At 43.6% G+C, this 21,808-nt stretch carries 19 protein-coding genes, 2 tRNA genes and 1 rRNA gene; 12 read left to right on the top strand and 10 right to left on the bottom strand.

The genetic code is table 11. The annotated features are described in order from the left end of the window. The first annotated feature begins 68 nt into the window (after positions 1–68). The 4 genes from rrf (at position 69) to L4D74_RS14350 (ending at position 1,373) form a co-directional block, all read left to right on the top strand. Positions 69–184 (top strand): 5S ribosomal RNA (gene rrf, locus L4D74_RS14365). Positions 185–224: 40 nt separating this feature from the next. Next, positions 225–301 (top strand) — tRNA-Asp (locus tag L4D74_RS14360). A gap of 36 nt (positions 302–337) precedes the next feature. Continuing rightward, positions 338–414, top strand: a tRNA-Trp gene (locus L4D74_RS14355). A gap of 650 nt (positions 415–1,064) precedes the next feature. Continuing rightward, positions 1,065–1,373, top strand: a complete 309-nt coding sequence (locus tag L4D74_RS14350) for a hypothetical protein (RefSeq protein ID WP_428752771.1) — start codon at positions 1,065–1,067, stop codon at positions 1,371–1,373. Between the two features lie 32 nt (positions 1,374–1,405). Here L4D74_RS14350 and L4D74_RS14345 read toward each other — a convergent pair whose 3' ends face one another. The 3 genes from L4D74_RS14345 to rdgC all read right to left on the bottom strand — a co-directional run bounded on the left by L4D74_RS14345 (position 1,406) and on the right by rdgC (position 4,093). Next, positions 1,406–1,660: a YfhL family 4Fe-4S dicluster ferredoxin gene (locus L4D74_RS14345; protein ID WP_265676108.1), complete on the bottom strand. Its 255-nt coding sequence runs from the start codon at positions 1,658–1,660 to the stop codon at positions 1,406–1,408. Position 1,661: 1 nt separating this feature from the next. Then, entirely contained in the window at positions 1,662–3,047 is a 1,386-nt protein-coding gene (gene trhP / locus L4D74_RS14340; protein ID WP_428752769.1) for a prephenate-dependent tRNA uridine(34) hydroxylase TrhP, read from the bottom strand. A 137-nt stretch (positions 3,048–3,184) separates the two neighbouring features. Next, a complete protein-coding gene (gene rdgC / locus L4D74_RS14335; RefSeq protein WP_428752768.1) occupies positions 3,185–4,093 on the bottom strand; it encodes a recombination-associated protein RdgC in 909 nt (302 codons plus the stop codon). A gap of 194 nt (positions 4,094–4,287) precedes the next feature. Between rdgC and phoB the strand changes: the two genes are divergently transcribed. The 3 genes from phoB to L4D74_RS14320 are packed head-to-tail and all read left to right on the top strand — an operon-like array spanning position 4,288 to position 7,260. Continuing rightward, positions 4,288–4,977 (top strand): phosphate regulon transcriptional regulator PhoB, encoded by a 690-nt coding sequence (gene phoB / locus L4D74_RS14330; RefSeq protein WP_042500693.1) that lies wholly within the window; start codon positions 4,288–4,290, stop codon positions 4,975–4,977. Positions 4,978–4,996: 19 nt separating this feature from the next. Then, positions 4,997–6,295 carry a phosphate regulon sensor histidine kinase PhoR gene (gene phoR / locus L4D74_RS14325; protein ID WP_428752767.1) on the top strand — a complete coding sequence of 433 codons (1,299 nt, stop codon included), beginning with the start codon at positions 4,997–4,999 and terminating at the stop codon, positions 6,293–6,295. Continuing rightward, positions 6,295–7,260 carry a PstS family phosphate ABC transporter substrate-binding protein gene (locus tag L4D74_RS14320; protein ID WP_428752765.1) on the top strand — a complete coding sequence of 322 codons (966 nt, stop codon included), beginning with the start codon at positions 6,295–6,297 and terminating at the stop codon, positions 7,258–7,260. Before phoR ends, L4D74_RS14320 begins: the two co-directional genes overlap by 1 nt. A gap of 21 nt (positions 7,261–7,281) precedes the next feature. On the opposite strand, the gene ppx is transcribed toward L4D74_RS14320, so the two are convergent. Then, the gene (ppx, locus tag L4D74_RS14315; RefSeq protein ID WP_428752764.1) at positions 7,282–8,787 is read right to left on the bottom strand and encodes an exopolyphosphatase; all 1,506 of its coding nucleotides are present in this window, start codon (positions 8,785–8,787) and stop codon (positions 7,282–7,284) included. A 13-nt stretch (positions 8,788–8,800) separates the two neighbouring features. Then, complete coding sequence (gene ppk1 / locus L4D74_RS14310; RefSeq protein WP_428752762.1) at positions 8,801–10,873, bottom strand: polyphosphate kinase 1; 2,073 nt, start codon at positions 10,871–10,873, stop codon at positions 8,801–8,803. Positions 10,874–11,078: 205 nt separating this feature from the next. On the opposite strand from ppk1, the gene L4D74_RS14305 reads away from it, so the two are divergent. Genes L4D74_RS14305 through phoU form a run of 4 tightly spaced genes read left to right on the top strand, consistent with a single transcriptional unit; the run spans position 11,079 to position 16,515 of the window. Beyond that, entirely contained in the window at positions 11,079–13,310 is a 2,232-nt protein-coding gene (locus L4D74_RS14305; RefSeq protein WP_428752760.1) for an ABC transporter permease subunit, read from the top strand. Positions 13,311–13,330: 20 nt separating this feature from the next. Continuing rightward, on the top strand, positions 13,331–14,977 hold the full coding sequence (pstA, locus tag L4D74_RS14300) for a phosphate ABC transporter permease PstA (RefSeq protein ID WP_428752759.1): 1,647 nt from the start codon (positions 13,331–13,333) through the stop codon (positions 14,975–14,977). Between the two features lie 2 nt (positions 14,978–14,979). Continuing rightward, on the top strand, positions 14,980–15,798 hold the full coding sequence (gene pstB / locus L4D74_RS14295) for a phosphate ABC transporter ATP-binding protein PstB (protein ID WP_428752758.1): 819 nt from the start codon (positions 14,980–14,982) through the stop codon (positions 15,796–15,798). Positions 15,799–15,813: 15 nt separating this feature from the next. Then, complete coding sequence (gene phoU / locus L4D74_RS14290) at positions 15,814–16,515, top strand: phosphate signaling complex protein PhoU (RefSeq protein ID WP_265676098.1); 702 nt, start codon at positions 15,814–15,816, stop codon at positions 16,513–16,515. 72 nt (positions 16,516–16,587) lie between these two features. Here phoU and L4D74_RS14285 read toward each other — a convergent pair whose 3' ends face one another. The 4 genes from L4D74_RS14285 to L4D74_RS14270 form a co-directional block, all read right to left on the bottom strand. Next, positions 16,588–17,070, bottom strand: a complete 483-nt coding sequence (locus L4D74_RS14285; protein WP_428752757.1) for a hypothetical protein — start codon at positions 17,068–17,070, stop codon at positions 16,588–16,590. Positions 17,071–17,244: 174 nt separating this feature from the next. Continuing rightward, positions 17,245–18,195, bottom strand: a complete 951-nt coding sequence (locus L4D74_RS14280) for a LysR family transcriptional regulator (RefSeq protein WP_428752756.1) — start codon at positions 18,193–18,195, stop codon at positions 17,245–17,247. Between the two features lie 66 nt (positions 18,196–18,261). After that, complete coding sequence (locus tag L4D74_RS14275; RefSeq protein WP_428752783.1) at positions 18,262–19,023, bottom strand: copper homeostasis protein CutC; 762 nt, start codon at positions 19,021–19,023, stop codon at positions 18,262–18,264. Positions 19,024–19,253: 230 nt separating this feature from the next. After that, positions 19,254–19,862, bottom strand: coding sequence for a peroxiredoxin C (locus L4D74_RS14270; protein ID WP_250618263.1), 609 nt, complete (start codon positions 19,860–19,862; stop codon positions 19,254–19,256). A 187-nt stretch (positions 19,863–20,049) separates the two neighbouring features. Here L4D74_RS14270 and L4D74_RS14265 point away from each other — a divergent pair, with 187 nt between their 5' ends. Continuing rightward, a complete protein-coding gene (locus tag L4D74_RS14265) occupies positions 20,050–20,955 on the top strand; it encodes a hydrogen peroxide-inducible genes activator (protein WP_428752754.1) in 906 nt (301 codons plus the stop codon). A gap of 152 nt (positions 20,956–21,107) precedes the next feature. On the opposite strand, the gene L4D74_RS14260 is transcribed toward L4D74_RS14265, so the two are convergent. Continuing rightward, positions 21,108–21,575 carry a CBS domain-containing protein gene (locus L4D74_RS14260; protein ID WP_428752753.1) on the bottom strand — a complete coding sequence of 156 codons (468 nt, stop codon included), beginning with the start codon at positions 21,573–21,575 and terminating at the stop codon, positions 21,108–21,110. Between the last annotated feature and the right edge of the window lie 233 nt (positions 21,576–21,808).

The raw sequence follows: 21,808 nt of genomic DNA, 5'->3' as shown, positions 1-21,808 counted from the left end.
TTATTAAGCTTTCCAGATTAATTTTGCCTTYAGCTTTTWATAAAAGCTGAAAGTAAAAGAAGAATTTGCTTGGCGACCATAGCGTTGCGGACCCACCTGATCCCATGCCGAACTCAGAAGTGAAACGCAGTAGCGCCGATGGTAGTGTGGGGTTTCCCCATGTGAGAGTAGGACATCGCCAGGCTTTAATTTATGGACACTTGCAATAGCGAGTAAGCCACTGCGGAGTGGTAGTTCAGTTGGTTAGAATACCGGCCTGTCACGCCGGGGGTCGCGGGTTCGAGTCCCGTCCACTCCGCCACTTATTTAGACAAAGTTAAGTCTTAAAAACAACTACAGGGGTGTAGCTCCAATTGGCAGAGCAGCGGATTCCAAATCCGCGTGTTGGGAGTTCGAATCTCTCCACCCCTGCCATATCTAAAGGCTCTGACTTAGGTCAGGGCCTTTTTCGTTTTCGCTTTTTCAAAGCGATGTGTTGGGAGCTGGATCGCCAGCCCGGTCAAATCTCCGGAATGCCGGCTCAGTCCACCCCTGCCATACCCAAAGGCTCTGACTTCGGTCGGGGCCTTTTTCATTTTTTCGTTACTAAAACTACGTGTTGAGGGTATTGGGCACCAGTCCTAAAGAGTCGTGCTTGGTTGAAATTTTCGCATTCTTTCGCCTCTAAACGTTAGTCTTCGCAGGTTGTTTACTTTTCAAAAACCGAGGTAGCGATAGGTACCCCTTTTTTATGGTTGATATCGCTCTTGTGCCTTGCTGTTCTTAGCTTTGCGTGTTTTGTAAGTTTCTGATAAATATATTTATTTTTAAATGTGTGCCATTTATTACAAATGCAAATTTGACCCTGACGAACTCCTTCCTAGTTTATCTTTATAGATAGTTGTCACAAATAAATGAATGTCAGTCCTCTCATATTTGGGACTGGAGAAGTGACTTTTGCTTGACTATATTATCAGTAATTCAGTGGATTAGTTGTTTGTTATTAGCCTCTCTGTCGTGGTTTTGGCTACTCTGCTGCTTTTCTTTGGTGCAAGCCTTTAAGAGTTTGGGTAAGGAATACCGTTATGACTATGATTTCAGCACGGCAGTTTTCCCGTTGGCTGAGGGAGAGGTTTTCTTCTGAAAAAGAGGGAGTAATCTTGACTAGAGAGGACATTAATCAGCTTTCTGGTCGTCAAGGGTTCACATTAGGATTTATCAATGATATTCACTATGAATTGATGCAGCATGGTATCGCTTTTGTTACTGATACCAGCCGGGAGAAGTTCTATTTAATCCCTGTTAATTCTGCCGAAAATTGGCGTAAGAAGCTTGAAATGCAATACGAAAAAGAGTTGTACTGTAATGTGTTTCCCATTGAAAAATCGGGATAAAAAAAAGCCTCCAGCAAATGGAGGCTTTTTCTTTAGGCCATGCCTTGGATAATGACAAACTTTTCTAGCAGTTCATCTTCTGTTTCCACATTATTTGGATCTGTAATTATGCAGTTAGTTATCGGGCAAACCGATTGACATGTAGGTTTATCGTAATGCCCTTTACATTCAGTACATAGTGCGGGATCAATTTCATAAATTTCCGCTCCCATCGCTATTGCTTCATTAGGACATTCTGGGTCACACATGTCGCAGTTAATGCATTTTCCTGTAATTAACAGAGCCATATTATTTGCCTGTAGGGTTACGAGTATCCTGACCAGCATTTAGATTACGCATAAGTAATGCGAAATCTAGTTCCATATCCTCAGGAACTGGAATGAAGACAAAGTGACCGTTACCTTTAGCATCGTCGATAACTTCTGATTTACGGTTCTCCATGACTTCTAGGTTAAAAACAACGTTCCCTTGAGGGGTCATGATCTCTAAGCTGTCGCCGACGATAAACTTGTTCTTAACTTCAACTTCCGCTAAAGCTCCACGACGCTTGCCAGTAAACTCACCGACGAATTGCTGAGCGTCTGAAACAGAATATCCGTAGTCGTAGTTTTGATAACTATCATGAGTATGGCGACGCAAGAAGCCCTCTGTATAACCACGATGCGCAAGACTCTCTAGTGTGCCCAATAATGTTTCATCAAATGGCTTACCAGCGACGGCATCATCAATCGCTTTACGATAGACCTGAGCTGTTCTCGCGCAGTAATAAAATGACTTCGTACGTCCTTCAATTTTTAGTGAATGAACACCCATTTTGGTCAATCGCTCGACATGTTGAATAGCACGAAGATCTTTTGAGTTCATGATATAGGTACCATGCTCATCTTCGAAGGCGGCCATTTTTTCTTCTGGACGGTGGCTTTCTGAAAGTAGAACGACTTCGTCAGTTGGCTTACCTAGGCCTAGAGTATTATCGGGACGCTCATCTTGAACTTCGATTGCACTCGGAGTATTCGGATCGAATTCTTCGACAATTTGACCTGCGTCGTTTTCTTTGCCTTTTTCAACATTGTACTCCCAGCGACAAGCGTTAGTACAAGTCCCTTGGTTTGGATCGCGCTTGTTGATATAGCCAGATAGCAGACAACGACCAGAGTACGCCATGCAAAGTGCGCCATGAACAAATACTTCAAGCTCTGTTTCAGGACAGTGTTCACGAATCTCTTCGATCTCTTCAAGCGATAATTCGCGCGAGACGATGACACGCTCTACGCCGTTTGCGGCCCAAAACTTAACGGTTGCCCAGTTTACGGCGTTTGCTTGCACGGATAAGTGAATCGCCATATCCGGGAATGCTTCACGTACCATCATGATTAGACCAGGGTCTGACATGATAAGTGCGTCAGGCCCCATTTCAACAACAGGCTTTAAATCGCGAATAAAGGTTTTTAACTTAGAGTTATGCGGTTGAATATTACATACCACATAAAATTGCTTACCTAACTCATGGGCTTCATTAATACCTATCTGTAGGTTCTCATGGTTAAATTCATTATTACGAACACGAAGGCTATAACGAGGCTGACCTGCATAAACGGCGTCTGCACCATATGCGAATGCATAACGCATATTCTTAAGGCTGCCGGCGGGTGACAAGAGTTCTGGAGTAAACATTGCTAAAATCTCTATTCTGATTATAAGTCAGGGAAGTACCACCTGATGGTACTAAGGGGCGCAAATTCTACGCTAAAATTGTAGCTATTCCAAGTGTAGAAATAGGCCCGGAAGTACCGGGCATTGATTCGAAAGGGTTATTGTTGTGGTAAGCCGCCAAATGCTTTGTATAAGTCGGGTAAGAACGTACTAAACTCGCCACATAATAAAGAAAAATCGGCGTCGATTCTTGCTGCGGCATCTTCTCTAGGGATGTCTTCGTTTTGGTCTTTGAGTTCGTCACTAAACTTCAAGCGCTTAATGCTGCCATCGTCAGCAAAAATAAACTCAATACGCTCTTGCCAGTTGAGAGCTAACTTGGTGACAAACTTATTGGCTTCAATGTGTCCAAGAATCTCATCACTGGATAGCTCCTGCTTTTTACAGCGGATGATACCGCCGTCTTCTAGTACTGATTTAAGTTCAGCTTCATCAAGCATATTGAAGCCTGCTGGAGTACTTGCCGTTTTTACCCATTCCGTCAGCGTATTTTCTATTGGCTGCTCTGGGAATGCAGGGATAACAGGGAGGCTGCCCATGGTTTTACGAAGCAGCGCAATCACATCTTCTGCTTTTTTAAAGCTGCTTGAGTCAACAATAATGAAGCCATCTTTCGGCATGATAACCATATAGGTGAGATTGCTTCGGCTAAATGCACGCGGCAGTAAATCAATAATAATGTCTTCTTTAAGGTCATCTTTTTCTTTTTTCTTAAGTGGACGACCTTCTTGCGTTTCTAGTAAGTCTACCTTGTTATTCAGTGATTCTTTGATCACTGATGCAGGTAACATTTTTTCTTCTTTCTTAGCGCAAAGCAAAATACGGTCTTCAGATACATGAGTCATCATGTCGCCATGTTTGCCCAGTGCAGTAACCCAGCCAAACTTTTGTTTGTCTTGACTGCCACATGGCGTGAAACGAAACTCTTCAAGCTGCTGTTCTAGCTTATCAGCGTTAAACTCAAGTTCCTTATTGAAACGATAGACCAAACAGTTTTTAAACCACATATTACTCTCACATTAATAATTGAACGCTGCACATCATAGGCAATTTTGACCAGAATGTCCTAGCCTAAATATTGATTCTGACAATGGGATTTGTGCGAAACTTATATGAAAAATTGTTTTCAATGGTCACAAAAGTGTCATAATAATTACTGATAATGCATGCAGTTGATTAGATTCCATAAGGTTACGCCGTTATGTCTAGAAGAATCCTGGTTGTTGAGGATGAAGCACCTATTCGAGAGATGTTGTGCTTTGTATTGGAGCAAAAAGGCTATCAAGCCGTAGAAGCAGAAGATTACGATACAGCAGTCAACAAGTTGGCTGAACCATTCCCCGACTTAGTACTTCTAGATTGGATGCTACCTGGTGGTTCTGGCATTAATTTTATCAAGCACATGAAGCGAGAAGAATTGACTCGTAATATTCCAGTCGTGATGCTCACTGCTCGCGGCGAGGAAGAAGATAAAGTTCGTGGCCTTGAGGTTGGGGCGGATGACTACATCACTAAGCCGTTTTCGCCGAAAGAGTTGGTAGCACGCTTAAAGGCGGTGATTCGTCGTGTCACACCTACTGCGCTAGAAGATGTGATTGATGTTCAAGGTTTGAAATTAGATCCTGTTTCTCATCGAGTAACGGCGAACGATCAACCATTAGATATGGGGCCGACCGAGTTTAAGATGCTGCACTTCTTTATGACCCATCAAGAGCGTGTCTATAGTCGTGAGCAACTACTTAATAACGTGTGGGGCACCAACGTCTATGTAGAAGACCGCACAGTAGACGTACATATTCGTCGGTTGCGTAAAGCATTAGAATCAGCGGGACATGATAAGCTGATTCAAACAGTACGAGGTGCTGGCTATCGATTCTCAACCAAAGGCTAGTATTGAACCGGAGAGGTAGATGGTTGAACGTTTAACATGGAAAAAGCTAGCTTGGGAGCTGGCTTTTTTTTACACCCCTTGGATTATTGTCGGGTGGATATTTGGCTATATGCCGTGGTTACTGCTTGCCGCAACGGTTATGCAGTTGATTTGGCATCTGCATAATCAACTGCGTCTATCCGCATGGCTATGGGATGAGAAGCGTCTTACGCCTCCTTCGGGTACAGGAAACTGGGAGCTACTGTTTAATGGTATCTATCGTTTACAGCAGCGCCAACGACGAAAACGCAAAGAGCTGACTAACCTAATTCGGCGATTTAAGAATGGTGCGGAATCGTTGCCGGATGCTGTCGTTGTTTTCCGTAGTGAAGGTAACATTGTCTGGTGCAACAAATTGGCTCAGCACTTACTTGGGTTTCGATGGCCTGGTGATTCTGGGCAGCCTATTTCGAATCTAATTCGCACTCCTGACTTTATCAAATATCTCAATAAGAACGATTTTTCTGAGCCGTTAGAAATGCCTTCGCCCTTAAATGTGGAGCGAATGTTGGAATTGCGTATCGTGCCTTATACCGAAGGTGAGCACTTGATGGTTGTGCGTGATGTGAGTCAGTTAAAGCAGCTAGAAGGAATGCGCCGAAATTTCTTTGCGAATGTCTCTCATGAACTGCGTACGCCAATGACAGTATTGCAAGGCTATCTTGAGATGACTGAAGACCCCGATATGATCGTTGGGCCTATGTGGACAAAAGCACATGGTGTGATGACAGAACAACTTAACCGTATGAACAGTTTAGTTAATCAGCTGCTAACGCTTTCTAAAATAGAAGCGGCTCCGATGCACGAATTAGATGAAGTAGTTAATGTGCCCGCGATGTTGGAGATTCTAGAGAAAGAAGCGGTAAGCTTAAGTGGTGATGAAGGGCATGTCATTGAGTTTGATATCGATAATCGCTTGCGAGTTTTTGGTGATGAGGACCAATTGCGCAGTGCTATCTCCAATCTTGTTTACAATGCTGTTAAATATACACCGCCAGGGGCGGGCGTGAAAGTTCGCTGGTATCAGTCTTCTCAAGGCGCGTGTTTAGAAGTGGAAGATACCGGTGACGGTATAGAAGCTCAGCATTTACATCGCTTGACCGAGCGCTTTTACCGAGTCGACAAGGCGCGTTCACGGGATACTGGGGGTAGTGGTTTGGGTTTGGCAATAGTAAAGCATGCCTTGTCTCATCATGACTCTCATTTGGAAATCCATTCTGAAGTGAATGTCGGTAGTAAGTTCTCCTTTATTTTACCCGAGCGATTGGTTGTCAATTAATGTTAAACACTTCACGTATCACCTTATGGGTTGGCTTGGTAGTGGCTTCATTCAACGCTGTCGCTGTTGAGTTGCCGCGCTATCAAAAAATACCAGGCGTATCGGGGAATTTATCTTCAGTGGGATCCGATACTCTATCTGGAATGACAACATTATGGTTAGAAGAGTTTAAGACGATTTATCCTAATGTAAACGCTCAAATCCAAGCGTCGGGGTCCTCTACTGCTCCTCCAGCTCTTGCTGAAGGAACCGCACAGTTTGGCCCAATGAGTCGAGCGATGAGGTTACAGGAGGTGAATGCTTTTGAGAGAGAGTATGGCTACAAGCCCACAGCTTTAAGTGTTGCGATCGATGCGATCGGAATTTTTGTTCATAAGGATAACCCTATTCAAGGCCTCAATTTTGAGCAACTTGATAGTATTTTTTCAGCCACGTTAAGATGCGGAGCATTAGCCAGTGTGCAGACATGGTCGGAGTTAGGCGTAAAAAGTCATTGGAACCAACGTGCGATCCAGATGTTTGGTCGCAACTCTGTATCAGGAACTTACGGTTTCTTTAAAGAAAATGCGTTATGTGGTGGCGACTTCAAGCGGAATGTCAATGAACAGCCCGGTTCGGCTTCTGTTGCTCAATCGGTCGCTTCATCGGTAAATACTATTGGTTATTCAGGCATTGGGTATCAAGTCTCTGGAGCAAGGCTTGTTCCTATTGCTAAGCAAGGTAGTGATTATGTTTTTCCGCTGCAGGAGCATGTATTATCGGGAAACTATCCGTTGTCACGTTACCTTTATGTCTACGTCAATAAGAATCCAAATAAACCCTTGGAGCCAATAGAAGAAGCGTATATTCGCTATATTTATTCTCGAGAGGGGCAGCGTATTGTAGAAAAAAATGGTTATGTCCCATTAACCCCATTGTTTGTAGAGCATGAGCTTGCAAAAGTTGGACTTACTCTCAATGATTGAGGCGTGTGCTGCGTCCTACTATCAGAAGTATTTAAGTGTCCAGCCGACCTCGCGCCAGTAGTTCTGTTCATTTTGCAGATCGGCGTTAAGCAATCTGTTTTCTTTCAGCCAGTCTTTGTTGGCACTTGTGAGTAGCCAGGCCTCTTTAGTGACAGCAATTCGTATTAATGGTTTTTCTGTCTCGCTTCGCTGTCCGTTGAGAATAATCGCGAGTCTGAGGGTACGAATGAGCCCTTCTATATGTTTCCGTTTGTATAGAGAAAAGTGAGGGAGTTCATCTAACCTAAGTGGTTTTCGTTGAAACCGGGCCAATGTCGCTAAGACTAACTGTTCTTCGCTATTGAAACCCGGCATAGTTGCATGTTTCAGTATATAGTTTGAGTGGCGGTGAAAGGCTTGATAATTGATACTTAACCCTACCTCATGCAGTAGTGCACTCCATTCTATTAAGCTATATAGCTGACGGTTTTCTTTAAGCTCAAGAGTTTCGTGTAATTGGGAAAGAAGCTCCCGCGCTTGAGTACGAACATTATTGGCATGCGCTGTGTCGACAAAGTGCTTTAGTGCAAGACTTTCGGCGGTTCGCATTCGGATATCAGAGCGTTGAAAGTGGTCTTCCATTTCATAGAGTAAACCTTCACGTAATGCGCCACTCGAATAATGCATTTCTTGTAATGATAGGCTATCAAAAATGGCGGTTAATATTGCTACACCAGCGGAAAAAGTCGGTTGCCTTTCTTTATTTAGACCAATTAAAGTTACGTCATTGATATGATCAAATTCGCAAAGTTTACTTATAAGTTTATGTAATCGTTTGGTTTTGATGATGCCGTCGTCATAACCAAGACCGACCAACACCTCTTTGATCGCCTTGATCGTCCCGGATGAACCGAAGGCTATTTCCCAACTGTTTTTTTTATAGTAGGGCACTAAATCTTCAAGGTGTTGTTGCGTTGATAACATGGCTTTGGAAAATTGTTCCGCTGTTAATTTTCCGCTCTTGAAGTATTTTTGTGTAAAAGTGACGCTCCCAATTCGGGTACTATTAAGTCGCTTAGGGGTAAAGGCTTCACCGATAATCAGTTCCGTGCTTCCTCCACCAATATCGATGACAAGCTTAGATAATGACTCTGTTTGCGTGTGTGCGACGCCAGCGTATATTAATCTTGCTTCTTCTTCGCCAGGGATGACTTCTATTGGAAAGGGGAGAATAGCGCTGGCCTGTTGTAAAAAACTCGCCGTATTATTTGCTACTCGTAAGGTGTGTGTGGCAGCGATGCGAACGTTATTCACATCAAAGCCTTGCAGTCTTTCAGCAAACATAGAAAGGCACTCAAGTCCTCTCGTGATAGCCTCTACATCTAGGTTATTCTCTGAGTCTAGACCTTGTGCTAATCGAACCTTTTTCTTGTGCCTACTGACAATTTGAATCTCTTGATTGATGACCTTAGCAACGATCATATGAAAGCTATTTGAACCCAAATCAATGGCAGCTATTTGTTTGATGGCCTGACTATTATTGTGCATGGTCTATCCGCTGTTAGTTGTTCTTTTTTGTGTGCTTCTCTATGTGTTGAAGATAGTCGTAAATGGCAGTTTGTGAACGTAGTTTCTTTTGGTGACCACGAGAAACATAGCGATTACTCATTTCTTTATCGATGTAGCGTGCTTTTAGGTTGTCGGCAAAATGAATGTCGATGATGTCGATGATACGTTGTTTTAAGCGTTCATCCTTAATTGGGGTTGTGACTTCGATTCGGTGATCAATATTTCGGGTCATCCAGTCGGCAGAGGATATATAGACAGCAGGTTCTCCGCCATTATGTGCAATTATGACGCGAGGATGTTCCAAAAATCGGTCAACTATACTGATGATAGTAATGTTGTCACTAATACCTTTGAGTCCTGGAATAAGTGAACACATCCCTCGAACAATCATGTGGATGATAACCCCAGCTTGACTAGCGAGATAGAGCTTTTGGACGACCCTTTTATCCGTAAGATTATTCACTTTTAGTATTAGTTGTGCTTCTTGCCCTGCTAAAGCGTTGGAAATTTCGTTATCGATGAGTCGATAAAGCTGTTTTCGAGAGTTACGTGGCGAGACAATTAATTGCTCGAATTTCACTGGGCGATATGGATTTTCGATATAGCCAAAGACATCACGTACTTCATCTGCGATGGTTTGATCGGCAGTCAACAACGAAAAGTCTGTATAGAGGCGAGCATTACTTTCATGAAAATTCCCTGTTCCTACGTGAGCATAGCGGACTATTCTTTCTTGCTCTACCCGGCTAATCAGCAATAACTTCGCGTGGATTTTTAGCCCAGGAACGCCGAATATGACCTGTACGCCATGGTCGGTAAGGATTTTAGACCATTCAATATTCGCTTCCTCGTCAAATCTAGCTTGTAACTCCACGACGGCAGTCACTTGTTTACCATTGTGAATAGCCTCAATCAGAGAGTTCATGAGCCGAGAGTTTTTTGCTACTCGATATATATTAATCTTGATGCTAGTAACCTTGGGATCAAAGGATGCTTGGCGAACTAATTCGGTAATATGTTCAAAAGAGTGATAGGGAAAGTAGAGTAAAATGTCTTTCGCTCGTATGGCATCAAAATAGTTGTTGTAGCCAGCAAAGTCAGAACATCGCATGGGAGGGAGTGGTTTATGTTCTAAATAGTGATGACCCATGTTGGGGAAATTAATGAAATCTTTAAAGTGATGGAACCGCCCACCCGGAGAGAGGCTGTCATACTGAGAAATACTGAGCTTGGTTCTGAAAAAAGTGAGCATGCTATCGGGCATACTTTGCTCATAAACAAAATGGATTGGCATGGAACAGAGGCGTTGACTTACGCCTTTAGACATTTGTTCTAATAGGTTATGTTCGGTGTCAAAGTTTAGATCGTAATCCGCATCTCTGGTTATTTTAATGGCATAGCCATTGATATCATCGTAGTTGAAAAAACCATGAAAGAGATCTTCTAAGCAATAGCGAACGATACTGTCGAGTAAAATGATAGTCTGACGTTGTTCACTTTTGTGACCTGGCACGGTGACAAAACGAGATAAGTGATCGGTAGGGATCTCTAGTAGAACATATTGTGAGGTGTCGGCGGCTTTTATATCAACGCCGATATAGGCATATTCATCTTTTACAAACGGCAGAATATCAACGTCATCGTTGAGCATCAGTGGAGATAAATGAGGAAGTACCTGTTTCTTAAAGTACTTTTTAACCCATATTTGTTGAGTGTGAGTCAACTGGGTTTCATTGATAAAGAAGATTTGTTCGTGTGTCATTTCTAGAATCAATGAATTATAGATTTCTTCGAACCTTAGGTTTAGCTTTCGAGCTTTACTTTGCATTTTTGAAAGTAAGCGTTTGGGGGCATCGTTGTCACTATTTTTCGGATTGAATAGGATACGACGCTTAACGGCTGAGAATCGAACTTTATAAAATTCATCCAGATTATTTGAGAAGATACCTAGAAATCGAACCCTTTCGATCAAAGGAACAGATTTATCGGCGGCTTCTTGAAGGACACGTTCGTTAAAAGATAGCCAGCTTAGCTCTTTGTCGACATGGAGTTTCTTTTTGCTCATAGAATAAATCATTCTCCATTATTGATAATAAAAGCGTATGACACGTGATGGTTTTCAGTACCTTAGAGTCTGTGTAATATAATTGTCACGTAAACGACATAATATGTTGAGGCATTTCGTGCAAGCTTGTATTTTATCCCATAATCTAATGTGGGACGGATTCCCCTTAGAGCCTCAAATATCATCAAGAGATAGAATGTAAATTATGGCAAATGCCAGCTTTTCATTGCATACCAAAGATCGAAAACGTCAGATTCAAGATCGACTTGCTCGAGGGATCGTCTCGTTTGGTGGTCTCAGTGTACTTGCTGGGTTGATCTTTATTTTTGTTTACTTAGCTTTTGTTACACTCCCCATCTTTTCCGGTGCGACCAGTACTTGGTCACAGCCTGTCCCAATGACTATCAGTACCCCTATTATAGCGTCGGTTGTTGATGGTAATGCTGAGAATGTGCGTTTCTATACCCAAGATGGTTTAGTTATTCAGAAATCGTTGAAGACAGGAGAGATCTCGACAGAGCGCTATGCCGATGATAATGAGACAGTCACCGTCTCATCCCAGCTTCTAACGTTGACTCGAAATAGTAATGAGGTTACCGCTTTTGACCCTTCCATGGCTCAAGAGGGAAGTGACCATACACGAGTATCGGCTGAGAAAAATGAGATGAAGTGGATTACTGCTACTACTGATGATCAACCGATTGAACTTGTCTCAGCGTCTTTGAATAATAATATGATCTCTTTCGTTACTCTGGATCGGTTGGGGCGAGTTCACCTTATACAAGATGCATTAGCGATTGGTGGTGCCACAACTGAGCAGACATCGGTTGCGACGCCTGTAAACCGATTTGATAGCCAACCAGAGATTCAAAATAACATCATCACAACGGCTTTTGTTCTGCCTGAAGTAGAGCAAATTCTATTAACGCCTAGCGCAGGTGTCGTGTATGCGCGAGCGGCGAACGAATTGTATGTATTAGTGTTGCAGAATAACGCATTAGTACTGAGAGAGGTGGTGGATTTGTCCGCTGGTTCTCAATCAGCTGTTGTGGATATGGAACTGCTTTCTGGTGCGTATTCTTTACTGATTCAGCATCAAAACCAACAGATCTGGCAATGGTTTGATGTGTTGGCGGATAGAGAGCGAACACTGACTCCCATACGTTCGTTTGATTTTTCTGCACCAATTACGCGTGTACTTCCGGAAACGTTGAGTAAAGGCTTCTATGTCCAGCTCGCCAATGGTGAACTAGAAGGGCGCTACACAACCAGCGAAAGAGCGCTGTCAAATATTTCGCTCCCAAGTGGGGATGTACACAGTATTACCTTATCAAGCAATAATCGCTATGCGATGTTGTTGATTGATGACGCGCTGCATGTGGTCAAAATAGAAAATGACTATCCGGAAATTTCTTGGAGCGCTCTATGGGGAAAAGTATGGTATGAAAGTTACCCTGAGCCTGAATTTGTGTGGCAGACCACAGCTGCCAATGATGACTTTGAACCAAAGTTCAGTTTAGTCCCTATTGCCTTTGGCACGCTTAAAGCTGCCGGATTTGCCATGTTGTTTGCAGTGCCTATAGCGATATTTGGTGCGATATATACCGCCTACTTCATGTCTTCAGGGATGAGAAAGGTCGTCAAACCAACGATTGAACTGATGGAGGCGCTGCCAACGGTTATTATTGGTTTTCTTGCAGGGTTGTGGTTTGCGCCTATTGTAGAAAGTCATTTACCAGCCGTTATGATGTTACTGATCTCCTTGCCGTTGCTATCATTGGCGACGGGTGTTGTATGGTATTTGATTCCCAAGAAGCTAACGACAAAATTACCGAGTGGCTTACATCCTTTCACCTTAATTCCGGTCATCCTAGTCGCCATTTATTTAATGATGACGTATTCCTATGACATGGAGGTATGGTTATTTGGTGGGGATGTCAGAGTCTACTTAGCTCAGCATGGTATCGATTATGATCAGCGCAATGCCTTGGTCGTTGGATTTGCAATGGGGTTTGCCGTAATACCGACCATCTTTACTATCGCTGAAGACGCTATTTTTTCCGTGCCGAAGCATCTATGTGATGGCTCTCTGGCATTAGGAGCAACGCAATGGCAAACCCTATTGTATGTGGTGTTGCTGACGGCGAGTCCGGGAATATTTTCAGCCGTGATGATGGGGCTCGGCAGAGCGGTGGGAGAAACCATGATTGTATTGATGGCAACAGGTAATACCCCGATATTGGATTGGAATATTTTTGAAGGAATGAGAACCCTTTCTGCCACGATGGCGGTAGAGTTACCCGAATCTGATGTTGGCAGCACTCACTATAGGTTGCTGTTTTTGATAGCGTTGATTTTGTTTAGTTTTACGTTTGTGGTGAACTCCATGGCCGAATGGGTGCGACAGCGATTGAGGGATAAATACAGTGCACTGTGAGCTGAGTAAGGATGCGCTCTATGTTTAAGTGGTTTAAGTCTGGCGCTCCGTGGGTCTGGCTTACTGGCGGCGCGGTTAGCATCAGTCTGATTTCCGTATTGGGTCTGCTATTGCTAATTGGTTGGAAAGGGTTAGCGTATTTTTGGCCAGCCCCTTTATATCAATGGCAAGACCTCAATGGAGAGCGCTTAATCGGGCAAGTGTACTCTGAAACATGGGTCTCGACGCATACCATACCTAATGCCAGTGATATTTTGCCAGCATCGATAATTGAATCCGGTAAAGTGAAGCGCTTGAGCATAAAAATAGCCAATCGCGATCTGTATGGAATGGACTTTTTGTCGGTGCTTGAGCCTGAGCTCTATCAACAACAGACACCAGCAGAGCTTGTTGTTATCGAACGCTCTAGAGGCGGCAACTTTTTTGGTGAGATTGTTGCATTTAGCACTGTTGACGGTGTCGTGGATTCTGATATCCAACAACAACTTTATGTAGCTTTGAGAGAAGCAGAGCAGACTCGTCAAGACATCGATACGATTATAGAGCGAAGAATACGTGGTTTAGGGCATCAACTGGAGTCTATGCGGCTAAAGCAGCGTAGAGATGAGTTGAATGGCACACTAACCGATGAGGCTTTTTCGAAATACGAAAAACAAAAAGCAATTATTCAACAACAGCTTACTCAGCATGAGCTGGAATTGGACTCGTTAAGGAAAACCTTAAATAGCCAGAGATTAGTTGTGTCGGATATGAAGGGAGAGCGACTCGAGATCCCACTAAGTCGCATTGTTGATTTTTGGTACCCTAACCAGATGACACTGTCTGAAAAGCTGACTCATTGGAGTGGGCAGGTATGGAAGTTTCTATCGGAAGAACCACGAGAATCTAACTCTGAAGGTGGGGTATTTCCTGCTATTTTTGGTACGGTCTTATTGGTATTGATTATGTCAGTACTAGTGATGCCACTTGGGGTGATCGTAGCACTTTATTTACATGAATACGCTGAAAACAACTGGCTGACGCGCTTGATTCGTGTCGGTGTAATTAATCTTGCTGGTGTCCCCTCCATTGTCTATGGAGTTTTTGGTCTTGGATTTTTCGTTTACACGATTGGAGGGTCAATAGACTCGCTGTTTTACGCAGAGCGTTTACCGGCACCGACATTTGGCACGCCAGGACTACTTTGGTCTGCTTTAACGCTCGCAATACTCACGCTACCAGTGGTCATCGTGACTACTGAAGAAGGGCTAAATCGGATTCCGATATCGGCTAGGCATGGTTCATTGGCCTTAGGTGCGACGCAGTTTGAGACGGTTTGGCGAATAGTGTTACCCATGGCTAGTCCTGCTATTATTACAGGACTGATACTGGCTGTCGCTCGGGCTGCGGGTGAAGTCGCCCCCTTGATGCTCGTCGGTGTGGTGAAATTGGCTTCGAGCTTACCAGTTGATGCCCAGTTCCCATTTCTTCATTTAGAGAGAAAGTTCATGCACTTGGGCTTTCATATTTACGATATTGGTTTTCAAACGTCCAATATTGAGGCGGCGCGACCGCTGGTTTACGCCACCTCTTTTTTATTAGTGACTGTGGTCGTTGGGTTAAACTTAACGGCTATCGCTATTCGTAATAATTTGAGAGAAAAGTACCGAACACTAGGACAAGATTAACGATGTTTTCTATCAATCAAACTTTAGGTTACCCCACACCACTTGACGTCAATGATCTTACTGAGGAACAGACGGCTATTGAAATAGAGAACTTGAACTTGTTCTACCGAAGTACGCAGGCGCTGCACAATGTCTCGATGCGAATTCCTAAGGGGCAGGTCACGGCGTTTATTGGTCCATCGGGGTGTGGGAAATCGACATTATTGCGTTGTATGAATCGCATGAATGACTTGGTTGAAGGTTGCACGGTGCAAGGGGATGTGCGGCTGCATGGCAACAATATTTATCACCCTAAAGTGGATGTCGCGACACTACGCAGACGAGTTGGAATGGTGTTCCAAAGGCCGAATCCGTTTCCAAAGTCGATTTATGAGAATGTCGTTTATGGCTTACGTTTACAGGGGGTTCGCAATAGCCGAAGTTTAGATGATGCTGTTGAGCGTTCGCTACGCGCTGCTGCGCTATGGGATGAAGTGAAAGATCGTCTGCATGAAAATGCATTTGGGTTATCTGGTGGTCAGCAGCAACGGTTAGTGATTGCTCGCGCAATAGCGATTGAACCAGAAGTATTGTTGCTTGACGAACCGACCTCGGCGCTTGATCCAATTTCAACGCTGACTATTGAAGAGCTTATTAACGACTTAAAGAGAAAGTATACGGTTGTGATGGTGACTCATAACATGCAACAAGCGGCTAGGGTCAGTGATCATACTGCGTTCATTCACTTAGGAAAGCTGGTAGAGTACTCGGATACCGATTCCATCTTTACATCACCGCTGCAAAAGCAAACAGAAGACTACATTACCGGTCGTTACGGATAGAGGAACACAAAACTCATGCACTTTGGTCGTCATATTTCAGGTCAGTTTAACGCGGAACTCGAGTCAATCCGTACCCACGTTCTCACAATGGGAGGGCTGGTGGAGCAACAACTCTCGTTCGCATTACAGGCGTTGCATAACGACGATATTGATCTGGCTAAAAAAGTGGTTCGCGATGATCATAAAGTGAATGCCATGGAAGTGTCTATTGATGAAGCGTGCACTCGCATTATTGCTAAACGGCAACCAACGGCAAAAGATTTGCGTTTAGTGATGGCAATAATCAAAACGATTACGGACTTAGAGCGTATTGGTGATGTTGCTGCGCGTATTGCGAGAGTCGCTATCGAAACGCCTTCGACCAAAGAGCAAAGCTTTCATGTCTCTCTAGAGCCATTATGTCGTCAAGCGATCAGTATGTTACATCAAGTGCTTGATGCGTTTGCTCGCATGGATGTTGATGCGGCGGCTGAGGCGTATAAGCTAGATGATAAGCTTGATGCTGAATATGAGGCTGTGATTCGTCAGCTAATGACTTATATGATGGAAAACCCGAAGAATATTCCAAGCGTACTGCAAGTGATGTGGTCGGCGAGAGCAATTGAAAGAGTCGGGGACCGTTGTCAGAATATTTGTGAGTACATTATTTATTTTGTGAAAGGGAAAGATGTTCGCCACCTTGGCGAGCAGAGCATTGACGATTTACTTAACTCATAATTGCCAAATATTATCGGATAGTTCACCACCTCTAGCCCGAACTGTGAGCTAGAGGTGGTGATAGCTGTAATGCTAGAAGCGTAGAATAAAACCTAAATTCCAGTTTGATAAGATATCCGCTGGGATGTAGGTTTGTTGATTATCGAATACATTGATATCAAGTCCCGTTCTGACCCCTAGATTATCCGTAATCTGATAGACGTAGTTAGCACCAATGCTAACACCTGTCGCACTGCGACTCTCTTCTTTCTTGCTACCATCATATTGCACACCACCAATACTTACCTGAAATCCGTGAGCGGCAGCTTGACCAAACATTTGCTGGAGGCCGACTCGGTAGCTATGCAACGTTTCGTCATAGACATTACTGGCGTAGCGAGTTTGTCCATAGTCAAAAAACACAGCATCAAAGCCTAACGTATTAGGTAGGCCAACTTGAATTCCTGCGCCTCGATAGGCGCCAATTTTTAGCTCCGGGGAGAGTTGAATACTATGAGCATTAGTGACAAAAGGGACGGCGAGTAGGCTGGTAACGAGTAAAGTTTTTTTCATCATAAGATTAACCACGTAAGTAAATAAGACTTAACTTCTTGTCGTTCCTTTGACTTAAGTAGAAGGTGAGACGTAGTGTAAATCGCTGGGTTTGATGAAACTAAACAGTATTGCTTATGAGTGTAATAAGGCACAGATATGACCAGACGGCGTGGAGTAGGGGTGTGTCGTCCCGACTTACTGGCAATGTAATGCGGAGTTTAAAGAAATTTGCTGTTCAACGGCGTTCGTCATGACGGAGTCTAACCATTTTTTAGTTTGCGCATTGCGGTCCTTATTATGAGTGTAACTATACAGGTCATAACGGGGGATTTTATCGTTAAGGAGAATAGTGACAGCGCGAAGCTCAGGAAAGTGCTTGATTGGAAAAAGGTTTGAATGAGGTAGGACAAAATCGGTATTTCGAACAACGTCGATAAGCGCTAAGAGTACTTCTGAGCGAAAACCCACACGAGTTTTACAACCAAGAGAATTAAGAATATTAGCGGCAATGCAGACATTGTCATTGAAGCCTGGAAGAAGTTGAGACGCTATCTCAAAGCCATCGAAAGCTTGAGGTGTCGTGATATTTTGTTGTACAGGGTGGTTCTTTCTAACAATGACTCTACCCTCTATTGCTGTTAACTGAGTTCGGCAAATTTCTTTTGAAATGCCATCTAAATCATAATGTACCCCATAAAAAACATCCCCCTTTTGAATATCCTCGTTGGTATTGTGGCCCCAGTTAACCAGCTCAATATTGAGGTGGGGTGCATCTTCACGCAGTGCTGTGAACAGCGTTCCGGTAATCGTAGAGAGGATATGGGGAGATAAGGCGATTTTCATGGTGCCAGTGAGTTCTTTAGGCGAGAACTCATGGAGCTTTCCTAACGCGGATTCTAGGTTATTTAAGTGTGGGCTAATCGCCCGTGCAAGGTTTTGAGCAAATGGTGTTGGTTCTAATCCGTGCCTTACTTTAACAAACAGTTCGTCGTTAAAGTGGTGTCTAAGCTTTTGTAAGGTCTGACTAATGGCAGGTTGAGAAACAAACAGGCGTTCAGAACTCTTACGCATGTTTTTTTCCTGCATAAGTACCAGGAAGGTGCGAAGCAAATTAAGATCGATGTTATAAAAATTTTGATGTGGCATCGTTGTCTTATCTCATGCGTAGTCAGTGCTGAAATTGTCAGTATAGTGGACTAAGCCCCCTTCTACTTAATCTAGGGATACAGCCGCGCGAATCATAGTTACCATATTGGTAATTGTGTTTGTATCGGTAATTGGTAGCGCATAATCGTCGGTATTTTCAGCACCCATTTTGGCTTGTGGTGCATGAAACGACATGAGGCTATTTCGAATGGTTTTACCTGATAAATGTAGCTCTGTGATACCAGTTGTTTGAATGATGTGTGTGACATTATCAGGCGATATACCCGCGCCAGCCATAATCTTGATACGACCTTTTGCTTGAAGGTGCAGCTGGCTTAAACACTCTATACCCGCTAGCGCGGAGTTCGCGAGTCCTGAAGTGAGTACTCGTTCACAGCCAAGAGTGATAATTTGTTCAAGAGCGTCTTTAGCATTGGCGCATTGGTCAAAAGCACGATGAAAAGTGACGCCTAAGCCGAGCTGTTGGGCTTGTGAAACCAGTCTGTTCAAGTTCTCTAAATCGAGGTGACCATCGTGTGTTAAGAGCCCTAATACTACGCCATCCATGCCCATATTGGCGGCAATGATGATGTCTTGCGCCATTACGTCAATTTCTTGTTGGTTATAGAGAAAGTCACCTTGTCGAGGGCGAATCATGGCGTAAACGGGTACTTGACTTAGTTTCGCGGCTTGCATCATAAAGCCAGCGCTAGGAGTAAGACCGCCTAATGCCAGTGAGGAGCAAAGTTCTATGCGAGTGGCGCCGCCTTCTACGGCATACCGTAGCGATTCAATATTGTCGATACAAACTTCTAGTTGATAGGGCATCAGTTGACTGGTCATTGTATGGTCCACAAATTCAAGAGGTAACTAATATAGCCGTCTCGTGAGGGAGATACTAGCTGGGGATGATTATCGCGGAGCAATAAATGAGAAAAGCCCGAGTAAAAACTCGGGCTTGTATTCGGCTAACTGAAATTCTCTTCAATGATTGGCTGCGGTTTCCGCTTTATTATTTCCAACCAACAACCCCGTGAGCATGGGGCGGAAGGTTTCAATTATTTAGATAGGTCTTCTGCGTGCTCAGATAGGAATGCTGCAACACCTTTTGGAGATGCGTCCATACCTGCTTTGCCTTCTTCCCATTGTGCTGGACAAACTTCACCATTCTTCTCGTGGAAGTTTAGTGCGTCTACCATGCGTAGCATTTCATCAATGTTACGGCCAAGTGGAAGATCGTTCACTACTTGGTGACGAACAAGACCGTCAGCATCAATTAGGAAAGAACCACGGAATGCAACACCAGCTTCTGGGTGCTCGACGTCGTATGCTTTGCAGATTTCGTGCTTAACGTCAGCAACTAGAGGGTACTTAACTTGACCGATACCGCCATCTTCGATAGCAGTGTTACGCCATGCGTTGTGAGAGAACTGAGAATCGATAGAAATACCGATAACTTCTGCGCCTTTAGCTTGGAAGTCAGCTAGACGGTTATCAAACGCGATAAGTTCAGATGGGCAAACGAACGTGAAATCTAGTGGGTAGAAGAAAACAACTGCTTTTTTACCTTTAGTGAATTCAGCGAAGTTGAAGTTATCAACGATTTCGCCGTTACCAAGAACAGCTGCTGCAGTAAAGTCTGGGGCTTGACGACCAACTAGTACCATTTTTTTGCTCCTAAAATAGGTTAATTCAAACCGTGTTCGGTTTGGTCCGTGTTTGTACGAGACAAACTATAGTACACATTGTAGTATTGAAAAAAGCGAAAATAATAGATTGATTTAATCGAAAAAAACGATGAGTCGTTCTTGCTCATTCCTTTTTTGAATGCAGCGAAAAAAGTAGGCAGTAAATATGAATAAATGGCCCAGTTTAAAACAAATCCATTACCTAGTGACCCTCAGTGAAACTCGGCATTTTAGTGAGGCGGCCGAGCGTTGCTTTGTAAGTCAATCGACCTTAAGTAAGGGGATTCAAAACCTTGAAGAGCTAATTGGTTGTCCTCTTTATGAAAAAAAGGATAAGAAAAGTCCGTTAGTGTTCACTCAAGCAGGGGAGATGGTCGTCAAGCAAGGAAGAGAGCTGCTAGCGAAAGGGCAGGATTTGATAGAGCTGGGCGATTTTTGTCAAGGTGATGCGATGCAAGGGCAGATTAAGCTGGGGTGTATCCCCACCATCGCTCCCTTTCTACTGTGTGATTTAGTTCAAGAGGTGAATGCACGGTATCCGCAACTCAATTTATTGCTCAGAGAGGATACGACTTCGAATTTACTGGCGGCATTAAAGCATGGCGAATTAGATGTTTTGATCTTGGCGCTGCCGATGGAAATCGGCAATATGGAGCGCTGTATTGTTGGGCAGGACCCTTTTAAAATGGTGATCAGCAGAACACAGGCTGATCGCATTCAGGTGCCAATTAAATATGATGATCTCCCCGATGAATCGGTGTTTCTACTTGAAAATGAGCATTGCTTAACGGAGCATGCGGTGTCGGCTTGTAAGCTGACAAAAAAGGAAAAAATTAACCCATTTAGCGCCACCAGTTTGCATACCTTAGTGCAAATGGTTGCCAACGGTTTAGGGACGACGTTTATACCGCAAATGGCGATTGAACATGGTTTGCTAGACAATCAAAATTTAATCGTCATAGAACCACCAGGCCAGCAAGCACATCGAGAGATTGGTTTGGTGTGGAGACCGAGTTCGTCAAGGCGTGAGTCATTTATGCACCTTGCCGATGTGGTATCTGAACTGCTTTAAACGCAGTAATGCATGCTCACGTAGATGCGTATTTACGTGAGCGTGGTTGGCATAAGGATATACCAACCTATTTATTTACCTACTTATCTCGTTTACCTACTTATCTCTTTTACCGGCTTACTCGCTTACTCAGTATAAAGCGTACATTACCTTTATTCAGTGACGCTTTGTACTGGCTCCACATCACTTTCTTCTGGTTCTGCTTCTTCTTGTAATTCCAGTAAATTGATAGCAATTGCGACAAAATCACTGTCTGTGATAATTCCGACTAATTCTCCTTTCTTAACGACTGGTAAACAGCCAACTTTGTGTTTTTGCATGTACATGGCACTTTCACGAAGACCAGCTCTAGGCTCTATGGTCATGATGTTAACATGCATGAAATCGCTAATAGGTGTAGAGAGCGTGTAAGATTGATCGCTAGGAATGCGTTGCAAGATGGATTCTTGAACCGCGAGTAAATCGCGCTGAGAAACGATACCTAATAGTTGTTTATGGGCATCGATTATAGGGATATGCCGGATATCGAGCGCTTCCATCATGTGCTTGGCATCGGCAAGGGAGTGAGACCGCAAAAGGGTGTGAGGGTTGCGGGTCATCATATCTTCGACCTTAATCATAGAGGGCCTCCAACTCATTTTGATTGTCTATTTTAACTATAGAATTATCGCAGCAATAAAGTTGAGAACTCGGTCATTTTTTGATGCGAATCATTAAAAATGGATCGCAAAATTGTAGTGATTGTCACGTGGCGATAATTTGCTTAAAAATACAACACGATTAACCTTGTTCAACTTGCTATTCCATGCTGTAAGCCTATACTTAGCGGCTGCGAAATTTTTCGCTCTTTATG

Origin of the sequence: Vibrio cionasavignyae, from assembly GCF_050337155.1 — a bacterium.
Classification (GTDB): Bacteria; Pseudomonadota; Gammaproteobacteria; order Enterobacterales; family Vibrionaceae; genus Vibrio; species Vibrio nomapromontoriensis.
This window is presented reverse-complemented; position numbering and strand designations above follow the sequence as displayed.

Coding starts and splice junctions, on each gene's coding strand:
- L4D74_RS14350 (WP_428752771.1), top strand. CDS start 1,065: ATGACTATGATTTCAGCACGGCAGTTTTCCCGTTGGCTGAGGGAGAGG.
- L4D74_RS14260 (WP_428752753.1), bottom strand. CDS start 21,575: ATGATTAAGGTCGAAGATATGATGACCCGCAACCCTCACACCCTTTTG.
- phoB (WP_042500693.1), top strand. CDS start 4,288: ATGTCTAGAAGAATCCTGGTTGTTGAGGATGAAGCACCTATTCGAGAG.
- L4D74_RS14345 (WP_265676108.1), bottom strand. CDS start 1,660: ATGGCTCTGTTAATTACAGGAAAATGCATTAACTGCGACATGTGTGAC.
- L4D74_RS14320 (WP_428752765.1), top strand. CDS start 6,295: ATGTTAAACACTTCACGTATCACCTTATGGGTTGGCTTGGTAGTGGCT.
- L4D74_RS14305 (WP_428752760.1), top strand. CDS start 11,079: ATGGCAAATGCCAGCTTTTCATTGCATACCAAAGATCGAAAACGTCAG.
- L4D74_RS14285 (WP_428752757.1), bottom strand. CDS start 17,070: ATGATGAAAAAAACTTTACTCGTTACCAGCCTACTCGCCGTCCCTTTT.
- ppk1 (WP_428752762.1), bottom strand. CDS start 10,873: ATGAGCAAAAAGAAACTCCATGTCGACAAAGAGCTAAGCTGGCTATCT.
- pstA (WP_428752759.1), top strand. CDS start 13,331: ATGTTTAAGTGGTTTAAGTCTGGCGCTCCGTGGGTCTGGCTTACTGGC.
- trhP (WP_428752769.1), bottom strand. CDS start 3,047: ATGTTTACTCCAGAACTCTTGTCACCCGCCGGCAGCCTTAAGAATATG.
- L4D74_RS14280 (WP_428752756.1), bottom strand. CDS start 18,195: ATGCCACATCAAAATTTTTATAACATCGATCTTAATTTGCTTCGCACC.
- phoR (WP_428752767.1), top strand. CDS start 4,997: ATGGTTGAACGTTTAACATGGAAAAAGCTAGCTTGGGAGCTGGCTTTT.
- L4D74_RS14275 (WP_428752783.1), bottom strand. CDS start 19,023: ATGCCCTATCAACTAGAAGTTTGTATCGACAATATTGAATCGCTACGG.
- L4D74_RS14265 (WP_428752754.1), top strand. CDS start 20,050: ATGAATAAATGGCCCAGTTTAAAACAAATCCATTACCTAGTGACCCTC.
- phoU (WP_265676098.1), top strand. CDS start 15,814: ATGCACTTTGGTCGTCATATTTCAGGTCAGTTTAACGCGGAACTCGAG.
- pstB (WP_428752758.1), top strand. CDS start 14,980: ATGTTTTCTATCAATCAAACTTTAGGTTACCCCACACCACTTGACGTC.
- rdgC (WP_428752768.1), bottom strand. CDS start 4,093: ATGTGGTTTAAAAACTGTTTGGTCTATCGTTTCAATAAGGAACTTGAG.
- L4D74_RS14270 (WP_250618263.1), bottom strand. CDS start 19,862: ATGGTACTAGTTGGTCGTCAAGCCCCAGACTTTACTGCAGCAGCTGTT.
- ppx (WP_428752764.1), bottom strand. CDS start 8,787: ATGCACAATAATAGTCAGGCCATCAAACAAATAGCTGCCATTGATTTG.